The organism is Rhizobium sp. P1_B8, from assembly GCF_056406515.1.
The window spans coordinates 1-12832 of the sequence record NZ_JBFTZZ010000013.1; the positions used below are offsets into that span (position 1 = coordinate 1).

The window sequence follows — 12832 nt, forward strand, 5'->3', positions numbered from 1 at the left end:
TCGGGAATGCGGTATCCAATCCGCGCATCAGAGCTTGATCACCGACGTCCTTCAGGTCCCGTCTCCACCTATGAGCGTGCATCCTTGACCACCGCTCCGCCGAGCGGTTGGTCTCGTGCGTCCAGAGTCTTGACAACGGACATCAGAGCGTCCGGTGAGGGCCGTCTTGCGAGGTTGAGACGAACATCGGAAGTCCTAGTGCAAACACTAGGAGTAGTCCTATGACGAAGCATCAGATTGAAGTGATCACGTCTGTCGAGCGCCGACGGCGCTGGTCTCAGGAAGATAAAGAGCGGCTCGTTGCAGCCTGTCTCGAGCCAGGTGCAGTGCTTTCCGAGATTGCCCGTGCGGCCGGTATCCATGTCAGCCAGCTCTTCCGTTGGCGCAAGGAGCTTTGTCAAATCGAGGAGCCGAGGACGGAAACAGCGAGCACGTTGGTGCCGGTGGTCGTGTCCGAGGCCGCGCTTCCAGCCTCGCCCATTCCCTCGGGGCCACCCACCCCATCGCAGTCCCGCCGGAAGCGCAGCGATGTGACGATTGAACTCGGTCGGGACCGTCGTATCCGCGTAGACAGCGACATCGACACGGACGCGCTGGGCCGCATTCTCGATGTCGTGCTGGGGCGGAGATGATCCCGGTTCCGAGTGGTGTGAAGGTCTGGCTGGCGACCGGTCACACGGACATGCGCAAAGGCTTCCCCGGTCTGTCGCTGATGGTGCAGGAGACGCTGAAGCGCGATCCGATGTGCGGACATTTGTTCGTGTTCCGGGGGCGCGGTGGAGGTCTGATCAAGGTGATCTGGCATGACGGACAAGGAGCCTGTCTATTCACGAAGAAGCTGGAGCGCGGCCGCTTCATCTGGCCGTCAGCCGATGACGGCACGGTGGTGATCACACCGGCCCAGCTCGGTTATCTGCTCGAAGGCATAGACTGGCGGATGCCGCAAAAGACCTGGCGGCCAACATCGGCAGGATGAGCAAAAGCACTGGAATGGCGGACTCGAATATGATTCCATCCTGCCATGAGCGACGCGACTGATGAGCTTCCGGACGACCTTGCCAGTGCGCTTGCACTGCTGGCCGAGGAGCGTGCCCGGCGTATCGCTGCCGAGGCAGAGGCAGCGACCGCCAAGGCGCAAGCCGCCAGCGCAAAGGCGCTCGTGTCGCATTCCGAAGCGCTGATCGCGCGGTTGAAGCTGGAGATCGAGAAGGTTCGCCGCGAACTTTACGGCAGCCGGTCAGAACGCAAGGCGCGACTCCTCGAACAGATGGAACTGCAGCTCGAGGAGCTGGAGGCTGACGCTGGCGAAGACGAACTGGCGGCAGAGGTTGCGGCCAAAGCCTCGACGGTCAGGGCTTTCGAGCGCAAGCGTCCATCACGGAAACCATTCCCTGAACATCTGCCGCGCGAGCGTGTCGTTATCGCGGCCCCGGCGAGCTGCCCTTGTTGCGGTTCGGGCAAGCTGTCGAAGCTGGGCGAAGACATCACCGAGACCCTGGAGGTCATCCCGCGTCAGTGGAAGGTGATCCAAACGGTGCGGGAGAAGTTCACCTGCCGCGAATGCGAGAAGATCACCCAGCCACCAGCTCCTTTCCATGTGACGCCGCGGGGCTTTGCCGGGCCCAGCCTTCTGGCGATGATCCTGTTTGAGAAGTTCGCGCAGCATCAACCGCTGAACCGCCAGAGCGAGCGCTATGCCCGAGAGGGTATCGACCTCAGCCTGTCGACGCTGGCAGATCAGGTCGGCGCTTGCGCCGCGGCGCTGAAGCCACTCCATTCGTTGATGGAAGCGCATGTCCTGGCTGCCGAGCGGCTGCATGGCGACGACACCACAGTGCCGATCCTGGCGAAGGGAAAGACCGATAGGGGTCGCATCTGGACCTATGTCCGAGATGACCGGCCGTTTGGCGGGCAATCGCCGCCGGCGGCTCTCTACTATGCTTCGCGAGATCGACGACAAGAGCATCCCGAGCGCCACTTGAAGACCTTCACCGGCATTCTGCAGGCTGATGCCTATGGCGGCTACAATCCGCTGTTCAAGGTAGACCGCGATCCGGGGCCGCTGACGCAGGCGCTCTGCTGGTCGCACGCGAGGCGCAAGTTCTTCGTGCTGGCCGACATCGCCACGAATGCCAAACGCGGCAGCCGCGCCGCGCCGATCTCGCCTATGGCGCTGGAAGCCGTCAAACGGATCGATGCGCTGTTCGACATCGAGCGTGAGATCAACGGGCTTGCCGCAGCGGAACGCCTGGAGCGCCGTCGCAAGCACAGTCTGCCGCTTGTCGGCGAACTGCACCGCTGGCTTCAAACCGAGCGGGCAAAACTGTCGCGCAGTTCTCCGGTCGCAGAGCCGATCGACTACATGCTGAAGCGCTGGAACGGCTTCGTGTCGTTCCTCGACGACGGCCGGATTTGTCTCACGAACAATGCCGCCGAGCGCGCGCTCAGGGGTTTTGCACTTGGAAGGAAGTCATGGCTCTTCGCCGGATCGGATCGCGGCGCTGATCGTGCTGCCTTGATAGTGACGCTGATCATGAGTGCCAAGCTCAACGACATCGATCCCCAGGCTTGGCTTGCTGACGTCCTGGCCCGCATCGCCGACACGCCAATCAGTAAGCTGGAGCAATTACTCCCGTGGAATTGGCAGCCACACGGACTTAACGCTCAAGCAGCCTAACCTGCGGCCCTCACCGGATGCATACACAACCACAAACCATGCATCACACTAATTTCACGCTTTGGAGTCGCCTAACTTTTGGCTTGGCCGGAACATGCCTCGCCAATGCGAGGGGAACTCAACGCTATTGCTGACCACCAATGCGGGAAAGATCGATCCGTATCCCCGCATACCCAACGTCCCGCATCGTCTCTGGCTGTACGTCTTTCGGCGTCGCTTCCTCACCATCCACTGACTCGGCGGGACGCGTTTCATCGCTTTGCTGCGGCGCTTCGATGGGTATGCCAGGATCCTCCGCCTGAAACACACTCACGCCCTCGAACTCGCCGGTCTTCCATACGTAGACTGCATCATCAAAAATCTGCGGGAAGACATCTTTGCTCGTGGGGTTGCCATACCATTTCGCAACGATCCTCAGAACCTTGGCGAACATCGTCGTGCCTTTGCGGAGGTTCTGGCAAGGATCGACGAAATCAGGCTTCAAATCAGCGGGCTCCTTGACTCCAACCCCAGCAGGAAACTGGGTCAGGCCGACTCGGACGACCGCCTGACCAGCGTATTGGCGCACGATCGCCATCGCCTCCTCGGCCGATGCCGCTTTCGGAACGAGTATTAACCGGCCGCCCGATTTGACAGTGACGGCGAGGGGGTCTTCCGAGCCCGCTGCCATCACGAATTGCTCGATGATCGCGGGCTTGAGAGAAGGGTCAGCGCATTCTTTTATCAGGCCGGCGTCGAGCATGGTGTCTCCTCTGCGCTCAGGTGTTGAAGGCAATAACAAGCGGTTTTGCGAAGAGCTTTGCCCAAGCCGTGGCAGCAGTCCGCTGGATGGCGACGATCGACGTCCCATCGGTCCACCAACCGTTCCCGACGGCAATGATGAAATCAGGATCGTGCAGCATGGACTGAAGCACCGGCCAGACGATCAGTTGTTCGTAGCAGATTAACGGCGCCCCGCGGCCGGCACCGATGGAGACGACCGGGTTCGCAAAGAAATCCGCCCGGGCGCCGCCGCTCTCCCCAAACCAGGATCGCCACGGCTGCCACATCGAGCCGGGAACCGGCATGCGTTCGCGATAGAGGATGCGGCCGCCCTTCCTGTCGATCGCGACCAGGACATTATCGTAGCCCCAGGCGTCGAGCAGCGCGGCGCCAGCGATCACCGTCGCATCGGCGTTGTGGAGGACGCCTACCCAAAGCCGTTCCACGGTCGGCGTCCAAAAGCCAAGCGCACTTTCAGGCAGCACCACGTAGCGGGCGCCATCGCTGGCCGCACCACGCACCGTTGCGATCATGTCACGCTGGCGGTGAAGTCCGGCGTCCCGACCGAGCGAAGCCCCCATTTCCAGATCGACGCCGCGCCAGCCTTCCGGTAGTTTCGGGTCGGTCCAGATCGCGGCGGACCACAGCCAAAAGCCAGTCAAGGCGATGGCGACAGCTGGCCAAGTACGGGTTGCGAGGCCCGCAAGGCCACCTGTCATGAAGCCAAGGCCCCACCATCCCCATCCCGCGAACAGAACACCCGCCGCCGTGACTGGATGAGCCCAGCCCGTAATGCCGAATGGCGGGATGGCCATGATGATGGCTGCGAGGACATAGCGAAACGGACGCGTGCGCGCGTTCATCGTCCAAAGCACAGCATGCACCGTGACAAAGCTCAATGATGCACACAGCCAGAGTAGCAGGCCGGGCCAAATATCGGACGAATAGAAGGCGGCCACGCCTTGCGGCAAACCACGTGATGCGGCCAGGAAGTATCCGCTGGAGACGAGTGCCGCGACCGATCTCGTTTGCGAGATCGACCAAAGAACGGGAAACCCCAAGGCGACGGGTAAGAACAGCACAGATCCGCTCCAGCCCACCACGCCGACCGCGATCGAAGCGAATATCAGCAGCGCCGGCCGAAGGTAATCACGGCACATAGGTGAACACCTCCTGCGCCAGCCCGAGAATGCCGGATGCTGGCAACGGACCGAAATATCGGGAATCATAGGATCCTGGGAATGCGGAATGCAGGAAGACATATCCAGGCGGTATGGTGCCGCTCATAAACGGCGCCAACGGCCGTCCCTTTCCATCTCGTTGCGCGACACTGGAAGAGAAAACTTCCCGACCGTCCACGTCTACGCTGGCGCCGATTTCGACATGCTGTCCCGCAACGGCGATCACTGTCTTAATCAACGGTGCGACGCCGCCAGGGCAGGAACCAGAACGGAGATAGCCTCGTGCTCTCGCTGCCCGCATCGCCGCCGTTTCCGGCGGGCAGATGAACAGGAGGTCATCGACTGCTGCCGGTCGATGAAGCGGGATGATGCGCCACAGGCCGAGTGGCTCGCTCGGTGTCAGATTGATGCGGTAGGCGCCGGCGACGGCGGTCACCGCCAGCAGGATGGCGGCCACCGCCGCCATCGACAGAACCACAATGGATCGTCGTTGCTGCGTGGTCATCGACCGGCGGGTTGCAGCCCCGGTCATTTCAGCGAGAGCCCTTGGCTTTTGGTTTGCCGCAGCGTCTCGGCCTGCTTGAGCGCTTCCGTCGTTCGTTCATAAGCGGCAAGTTGCTGGACCGTACGCATGGAATTCCACGTAGACTGGACCTCCGCTTTCTGGCCGTCCGTCATTCCTGCTGTGACGGTCTCGAAAGTCTTGCCATCAGTGTCTTTCGCAGCCAAAGGCAGGAAGGTCCGTTCTCCGAAGCGCTCGGACACAGCCTTGGCGAAACCTTCCAGTTCTGCTTTCACCATTTTGTCGGCGAGCGCGTATTCGAGGCCAGCCGGAAGATCGTTGCGATCGATCACATCGCGCACGCGTTCGAGCGTTTGCTTGGCGGCTGAAGAGAGCGCCGGGATGTCGACCGAAACCTTGAGCCGGACCGCGCGCTCCTCCGTCTCATGTTTCAATTCGGCCTCGGCCCGCTCACGAAGATAGCGTTCAAGATTTCGCGCAAGCGCCGGAACATTGGCAATGGCTTTTTCCCGGTCCTGCTTGTCGCCACGGCTCGCGAGAAGACCGGTCTTGCCCTTGATCGCGCCAAAGCTCTCTGGCTCGCCGGCAATCCTTGCCAGGGTGGACTGCGCGACCGACTGGTCCTTCAACATGGTATCGACATCGATCGCCTTGAAGGCAGCTTCCGGCGTCGCGTAGACGAGCTGGAAGCGGGTCGAGACGTCCTCCCATTGCTTCTTGAGCCCGGGATCGGCGGCAAGCTTGTCTTCGACAGCCTGGTCGAGCGTTTGCGGGAAGGTGGTGATGCCTGATACCATGGGCTTGGCCTCCTTGATTGTGTCCGGGAAGGAGTGTTTGTTGCTGCCGCGGACCAGTCCAAGTGCCGCACCGATGGCGGCTAGACGGGCGCCCAGGTCGGCGAGTTTCTGTTTTTGCCGGACGGCCCATTGGAGGCGATCGTGTGCGATCGTGCGGGCGACGTTGACAAGATGAAAGCCCCGCGCTTCCGCGAAGCGCAGCGCTTGGCCGTAGAACGACGCCTTGTCGTAATCGAGGGTCGTCTCCTTGGCGTTTCGGCGCGACAGGATCGGGATGAGGCCGCCGGATTTCGCGAAGGAGCGGCTGCCGTAGTAGACGGCGAGATCCTCTCGATGGCGCGTCATGGCCACATAGGTGAGATGCCTGTCCAATGAAAGGGAAGCAAGCACCTTCACCCGATCGACGGTCGCACCCTGGCTCTTGTGTATCGTCGTCGCATAGCCGTGGTCGAGATTGTTGTAGAAACGTTGCTCGACAGTGACCTGTCGGCGGTGCTCACCTTCACCAACCTCGGCAACGATACGATTCCTGGATGCCTCGACGACCTTGCCAAGCATGCCGTTCTTGACGCCAAGGCTGCCCTCGTTCTTGAGGAACACGACCTGGTCGCCGGTCGCGAACATGCGAGTTCCGTCCTCTGTCTTGAACGCAAATCCGTCCGCGACGACGCCGCGTTCGACCAACTTGGCGCGCGCCATATCGTTAAGCATTCGGACGTCGCGGCGAAGGTGTGCGAGAATCAGGCTGGTCTTCGAAGGATCGTAGCCGTGGTTCCAATCGGCAATGAGACTTTCGACCGCCTGCGCCTTGAGGTCCAACCCCCTGACGTGCCCATATCCGCGATAGGCATCGACCGCTTTGCCGACATTGCCGCGCGCCAGATCGAGCGCGGCGTCGCGCATCCATTGCTGGCGCTGACGATAGATCGTCTCGAGTTCGGCATAGCCGATGCGATCGGCAATGGCGCGGAAGGCGGCTCCCGCCTCGATCGGCTGAAGCTGTTCGGGGTCGCCGACCAGAACCAGTTTCGCACCGGCCTTGGTGACGGCTTCGACGAACAGCGCCATCTGCCGTGACGACACCATGCCGGCCTCGTCGAGTACGAAAACAGTCTTGTCGTCGAGCTGGTTGCGACTCTGGTTCCAGCGAATCTCCCACGACGACAGCGTGCGGGAAACGATGCCAGCTTCCTTCTCCAAACCTTCAGCGGCTTTGCCAGCCAACGCTCCGCCGACCACACGATAGCCGGCCGTTTCCCACGCCTCGCGCGCAGCCTTCATCATCGTCGTCTTGCCGGCGCCGGCGCGGCCGATGACAGCGGCAATCCGCGTGGCCCCGGCGACATGCTCGATCGCCGTTCGCTGCTCGTCCGACAGACGGGAATGGCGCGCAAAGGTCGCCTCCAGAACCGCCTCGCGCACACCATGAGAGGCGCGACCGGAGAGCCAGATCGCGCGATTGGCCATCTCGGCTTCAAGGCGGATCATCTCGCGCGTGGTGTACTTCGCGGGTGTCCGACTACCTGTCGCAAAGTTGATTCGCTCGCGTTCGAGCCTGAGCGCTTCTGGACCTTGCAGAATGCGGACCATCAGACTTTGGAACAGAGCGACATCGTCGATATAGCGATACAACACCTTCGCAACATCGCGTTCGTCGAAGACGCTCTTCTCCCGCGTGATCAGGTCGAGCACGATCTCCGGACGACGCTGGATGCGCCGCGCGTTCTCGCTGCGGCGCTCCTCCTGAAGCTCGATGCGTTCGAGTTTGGGAGTCGAGGTCTCCGACTTGTGGTCGGATTGCTCGACCTTGCGCTCGATCGCTTTGGCGCCGACGCCGAGGTGAATGGTTGGCTCGAGGTCGATACCCTGCTTTTCGAAGGAACGGCCATCGATGCGGATATCGAGGCCGGCAAGCGCCAGATGCTTATTCTGGCAGGCAAACCAGCCGTCGCGAAACGCATTGAAATCCTCAGTGCTACCGGCCCACAGCTGATAGACGAATTTGCCGGCGTCATTTCGGATTGGCTTGCCGTCCGGGCCGAGCACCGCGACCTTCTTCGAACCAAAACCGTCTTCGGTCAGCGGGCGCAATGTGGTCATGAGGTGGACGTGAGGATTGCCGGGGGCGTCGTGATAGACCCAGTCCGCGACCATGCCCTTCGCGGTGATGTGCCGCTCCACAAAGTCGCGCATGAGCGCGATGTTCTGCTCGGCCGTCAGCTCGAGCGGCAGGGCTATGGTGACGTCCTTGGCGAGCTGCGCGTCGGATCGCTTCTCGAAGCCCTCCACTTTGTTCCAGAAGGCCTCGGACGCGCCGGCGACCGAGCGATCGGCAATCATGCTGCGTACCCATTCCGGCGCGTCGGCAGGGATCACGAACTCCTCATGCAGGAGCCCCTGCTTTCGCGTGTAGTCGATCGTCCGGGCTTCCCGCTCAAACTCCATCTTGGCGCAGTGCCGGTAAGCGGCCGACAGGACGGCGCTGCGGCCGGAGCCACGGGCGACGACGCTGACGGAGAAGTGAGGGACGGCCACGGCGGAGTTCTCTCCCGGTTGCGAACGAAATCAAAGAGTTCGTTGGGAGCAGCGCCCCCACCGGGCTCTCTCAGCAACACGTCGCGCCAGCGACGTATAATTGCGCCCTTGGAAGCCGCTCCTTCGGAACGGCCGGGATCATTCCCGAAAGCATCGCCCTTGGCGATTGTAGGATTCACAGTAGTGCGTTCCGCACTCCGGTCCGAAAAACTGGGTTCGAAAGACAAGCTTTCGCACCCAGGGAGACAGACGGACATGAAGAAGCCATCCGCGAAACTTCGCGACGAAATCGCCAAGCTGCAGGAACAGCTCAAGATCGCCGAGACCCGGGAAGCGGAACGCATCGGCCGGATCGCGCTCAAGGCGGGCCTTGGCGAGATCGAGATCGACGAGGCGGAGCTTCAGGCAGCGTTTGAGCAACTGACCAAGCGATTTCGCGGAGGGCAGGGCGCTACGGCCGGAAAAGAAAGGGGAGGGGCAGCCGTCGTCTCGCAGCAAACCGCGCCGGTCACGTCTGGCGCGGGCGCGGGCAGCGCTGGCGAGGCTTGAACGCATGGCGAGGACGATGACATCCGACGCCCGCAAGAAGGACACGCGGGAAAAGATCGAGCTCGGCGGACTGATCGTCAAGGCCGGTCTACGCTACGAGAAGCGAGCTTTGTTGCTGGGCGCGCTGGTCGATGCAGTGCGCCGCGTCAAGAGTGACGATACTGAGCGGTCCAGGCTCACGGCAATCGGCGTGGAGGCCTTCGGCAATGACGATCAATAGGATTGCGCTCGCCGTCATGCCTGCGGCGTTGATGATCCTGGTCGTCATCGGAATGACCGGGATCGAGCAGTGGCTTTCCGGTTTCGGCAAGACCGAGGCCGCGCGACTGGCATGGGGGCGGACGGGCATCGCATTGCCCTATGTGGCGAGTGCGGCGATCGGAATTCTGTTGCTGTTTTCGAGCGCCGGCTCGATCAACATCAAGCAGGCAGGTTGGGGTGTCCTTGCCGGATGCAGCGGGACGATCCTGATCGCGGCTACCCGCGAAACGATGCGCCTTGCCGCTTTCACGGAGACGCTTAACACCGACAAGTCGGTCTTGGCCTATCTCGATCCAGCGACGGCGATCGGAGCGGGCGTAGCACTCATGTGTGCCTGCTTCGCACTCCGCGTTGTGCTCATCGGCAATGCGGCGTTCGCACGGGCCGAGCCGAAACGCATTCAGGGCAAGCGGGCGCTCCATGGCGAAGCGGATTGGATGAAACTGACGGAAGCAGCAAAGCTGTTTCCCGATGCCGGTGGTATCGTCATCGGCGAGCGCTATCGGATCGACAAGGACAGTGTCGGGAGCCAAGCGTTTCGCGCCGACAGCGCTGAGACGTGGGGCGCCGGCGGCAAGTCGCCGTTGCTGTGCTTCGATGGCTCGTTCGGCTCGTCGCACGGGATCGTCTTTGCCGGTTCCGGTGGATTCAAGACGACGTCGGTGACGATCCCGACGGCGCTCAAATGGGGCGGCACGCTGATCGTGCTCGATCCTTCGAACGAGGTCGCACCGATGGTCTCCGTGCATCGCGGCGGAGCCGGAAGGGATGTATTCGTCCTCGATCCAAGGAAGCCTGACATCGGTTTTAACGTCCTGGACTGGGTCGGTCGTTTCGGCGGGACGAAGGAAGAGGATATTGCCTCGGTCGCCTCATGGATCATGAGCGACGGCGGCGGCGTGCGTGGTGTCCGTGACGACTTCTTTCGCGCATCGGCGCTGCAACTGCTGACAGCGCTGATCGCCGATGTCTGCCTGTCCGGTCACACGGACGGGCACGACCAGACGCTTCGGCAGGTACGCATGAATCTATCGGAACCTGAGCCGACATTGCGCAAGCGGCTGCAAGACATCTACGACAATTCGGGCTCGGATTTTGTGAAGGAAAACGTCGCAGCCTTCGTCAACATGACGCCGGAAACTTTCTCCGGCGTCTACGCCAACGCGGTCAAGGAAACACACTGGCTTTCCTATCCGAACTACGCGGCGCTAGTATCGGGAAAGAAGTTCGCGACCAACGACATCGCGGCCGGCAATACGGACGTCTTCATCAACATAGACCTCAAGACATTGGAGACCCATTCCGGTCTTGCGCGCGTCATCATCGGCTCGTTTCTGAATGCGATCTACAATCGCGACGGACAGATCAAGGTGCGCGCCCTGTTTCTCCTCGATGAGGTCGCGCGCCTCGGCTACATGCGGATCATAGAGACCGCGCGCGATGCCGGTCGCAAATACGGCATCACGCTGACGATGATCTATCAGTCGATCGGCCAGATGCGCGAAACCTATGGCGGCCGCGACGCGGCAAGTAAGTGGTTCGAGAGTGCCAGCTGGATTTCGTTTGCCGCGATCAACGATCCCGAGACCGCCGATTACATCTCCCGACGCTGCGGCATGACCACGGTCGAGATCGACCAGGTGAGCCGGAGTTTCCAGGCAAAGGGATCATCGCGGACACGGTCGAAGCAGCTCGCCGCCAGACCACTCATCCAGCCGCATGAAGTTTTGCGCATGCGCGCCGACGAACAGATCGTCTTCACCGCAGGAAACGCGCCACTCCGATGCGGACGAGCCATCTGGTTCCGGCGCGACGACATGAAGGCATGCGTCGGCACAAACAGGTTTCACATGGTCGGGGATACGCCAAAGCCTGCCTGATCCAAGCCGGCGCGCGGTGCAACCGAGCAAGGCTGATCCAGAAAAATGAAGAGTATCGGAGAAATCAGCATAGCGACGCCCGGCGGGCGGGATTTCGGGAATTCTCGTCGCGTGACGGGAGGAAAACAGGGCAGCCGCAGGAGCCTCAACATAGTGGCCCGAAGGGGAGGCGGGATCGACTGCCCCCGCCCGTCGCGCACCATTTTGCCGGCCACACCGCAGCCCAGAGCCAGCTCCTCCGTAAACGCAGATGAAACCGGGTCCGACATAGGTTGAGACGAAACGAGGGGATCGGAAAGTGGCGAAATCGAATGTGGTTCCGTTCAGAAAGCCGCCGAAGGCCGGAGGCGGTCGCGACCGGCAGCGCGCGGGTGGAGGACTGCTGAGATCTGGGCGGAACAGATGGCGTAAACGCTCGACGGCAGTTCTATGCACCGTAATCATTGCTGTTGGGGGTTGGCTTGCCTATGGCGGCGCCGACGTTCTCCCCGATCTCGCCACTTTGGCCAAGAAACCGACGACGGATTCATTGTCGACCGCATTTTCGATCTGCGACGGAAGCCATCGAGCAAACTGCGTCGTCGACGGCGACACATTCTGGTTCAACGGCGAGAAAATCCGCATCGCCGACATCGATACGCCTGAACTCCGGCCGTCCCGGTGCGAGGCGGAACGGATAAAGGGTGAGGCGGCAAAATCCCGCCTGCTGACGCTGCTCAACGCTGGAAAATTCTCGCTAGCGGCCGGGTTCCGTGACGAAGACAAATATGGACGCAAACTGCGAACCGTATTTCGTGCAGGCAATTCGCTGGGCGATGCCTTGATTAAGGAAGGGCTTGCCCGATCATGGGATGGTGCCCGACACGGCTGGTGCCAGGGCGGGTGACAGCCATCATCACCTTCCCTGCACGGGAGAGGGATAGGGGATTGGGGAAAGGGAGGAGGGAACCGTCCCCTTTCTCCATGGGAGGAAGTTTGAAGGAGGGGCATTGCCCTTCCTTCATGGGGTGAGATTGAGAGGGGCGGCAGAGCCCCCCTTTCATAGCCGCTCCGCTCGGTCGATCCGGCTGGAGGGGCTCATGTGCATAGGCAAAGACCAGAGGCGACAAGCCGCCTCTGGTCTCGACCTCAGTCGCTCGGATCGAAAGGCTCTTTGTCCTCAAGGCCGATGTGCCATCGTTTGTCGGACCACCGCGACGGGAGGTAGATCTCATCACCGCCGAAGTGCGCAATGATGATCTCGCTGGCCTCGTGGAACAAACCGAAATCGACCTCGTTGTCGACTGCCCAAAGCAGCGCTGCAGACAGAAACTCCCGCGAGATATCGGCGGGAAGATGCACTTCCGCATCGAAATTTCGGCGCAGTCGTTCAAGCCAATCCGGCTGTTGATCCGGCCGCTTCTGATCTTCTTCCACCACACGAGCGAATTGATGCTTTGTCATCAGAGTCTCCTTTTCGTTTTCTGACGAAAGGTGTCGGCACCGTAGTCCGTGAGGGGTCAGGGACCGCGGAACGCGGCCGCCCTGCGGCGAGCGGAGGAACCTATTTTCTCTGTGCCGCTTGCGGCGTTGGGAAAATTGGAGGGGCCGCGATGTCCTTGACGCCGGAGTGCGACCTGAAAGTCGCATGAATCTCTGTTTCGAGAGGAGACCACGTGATGTGAACT

At 61.4% G+C, this 12832-nt stretch carries 12 protein-coding genes; 7 read left to right on the forward strand and 5 right to left on the reverse strand.

Going from position 1 to position 12832, the window contains the following annotated elements; genetic code table 11:
- The first annotated feature begins 221 nt into the window (after positions 1-221).
- From tnpA to tnpC, 3 genes are read left to right on the forward strand one after another with little or no spacing between them, the layout of a single operon-like run.
- Entirely contained in the window at positions 222-632 is a 411-nt protein-coding gene (gene tnpA, locus AC1D2N_RS16565) for an IS66-like element accessory protein TnpA (protein WP_018244910.1), read from the forward strand.
- Positions 629-976: an IS66 family insertion sequence element accessory protein TnpB gene (tnpB, locus tag AC1D2N_RS16570; protein WP_018244911.1), complete on the forward strand. Its 348-nt coding sequence runs from the start codon at positions 629-631 to the stop codon at positions 974-976. Before tnpA ends, tnpB begins: the two co-directional genes overlap by 4 nt.
- Positions 977-1021: 45 nt before the next feature.
- The gene (gene tnpC / locus AC1D2N_RS16575; RefSeq protein ID WP_065276572.1) at positions 1022-2677 is read left to right on the forward strand and encodes an IS66 family transposase; all 1656 of its coding nucleotides are present in this window, start codon (positions 1022-1024) and stop codon (positions 2675-2677) included.
- Between the two features lie 124 nt (positions 2678-2801).
- Here tnpC and AC1D2N_RS16580 read toward each other — a convergent pair whose 3' ends face one another.
- The 4 genes from AC1D2N_RS16580 to traA are packed head-to-tail and all read right to left on the reverse strand — an operon-like array spanning position 2802 to position 8475.
- Positions 2802-3419 carry a TraH family protein gene (locus AC1D2N_RS16580; protein WP_130657457.1) on the reverse strand — a complete coding sequence of 206 codons (618 nt, stop codon included), beginning with the start codon at positions 3417-3419 and terminating at the stop codon, positions 2802-2804.
- 16 nt (positions 3420-3435) lie between these two features.
- Entirely contained in the window at positions 3436-4599 is a 1164-nt protein-coding gene (locus AC1D2N_RS16585) for a conjugal transfer protein TraB (protein WP_130657458.1), read from the reverse strand.
- Positions 4589-5152 carry a conjugative transfer signal peptidase TraF gene (gene traF, locus AC1D2N_RS16590; protein WP_130657459.1) on the reverse strand — a complete coding sequence of 188 codons (564 nt, stop codon included), beginning with the start codon at positions 5150-5152 and terminating at the stop codon, positions 4589-4591. Before traF ends, AC1D2N_RS16585 begins: the two co-directional genes overlap by 11 nt.
- Positions 5149-8475 (reverse strand): Ti-type conjugative transfer relaxase TraA, encoded by a 3327-nt coding sequence (traA, locus tag AC1D2N_RS16595; protein WP_130657460.1) that lies wholly within the window; start codon positions 8473-8475, stop codon positions 5149-5151. The genes traF and traA overlap by 4 nt, the downstream gene beginning before the upstream one ends.
- 255 nt (positions 8476-8730) lie before the next feature.
- Between traA and traC the strand changes: the two genes are divergently transcribed.
- The 4 genes from traC to AC1D2N_RS16615 all read left to right on the forward strand — a co-directional run bounded on the left by traC (position 8731) and on the right by AC1D2N_RS16615 (position 12051).
- Complete coding sequence (gene traC, locus AC1D2N_RS16600) at positions 8731-9024, forward strand: conjugal transfer protein TraC (RefSeq protein WP_011654562.1); 294 nt, start codon at positions 8731-8733, stop codon at positions 9022-9024.
- A 4-nt stretch (positions 9025-9028) separates the two neighbouring features.
- Entirely contained in the window at positions 9029-9244 is a 216-nt protein-coding gene (gene traD / locus AC1D2N_RS16605; RefSeq protein ID WP_027668129.1) for a type IV conjugative transfer system coupling protein TraD, read from the forward strand.
- Entirely contained in the window at positions 9231-11165 is a 1935-nt protein-coding gene (traG, locus tag AC1D2N_RS16610; protein ID WP_130748848.1) for a Ti-type conjugative transfer system protein TraG, read from the forward strand. Before traD ends, traG begins: the two co-directional genes overlap by 14 nt.
- Before the next feature lie 439 nt (positions 11166-11604).
- Positions 11605-12051: a thermonuclease family protein gene (locus AC1D2N_RS16615; protein ID WP_397511362.1), complete on the forward strand. Its 447-nt coding sequence runs from the start codon at positions 11605-11607 to the stop codon at positions 12049-12051.
- A 242-nt stretch (positions 12052-12293) separates the two neighbouring features.
- On the opposite strand, the gene AC1D2N_RS16620 is transcribed toward AC1D2N_RS16615, so the two are convergent.
- Positions 12294-12608 carry a hypothetical protein gene (locus AC1D2N_RS16620; protein WP_130657463.1) on the reverse strand — a complete coding sequence of 105 codons (315 nt, stop codon included), beginning with the start codon at positions 12606-12608 and terminating at the stop codon, positions 12294-12296.
- Between the last annotated feature and the right edge of the window lie 224 nt (positions 12609-12832).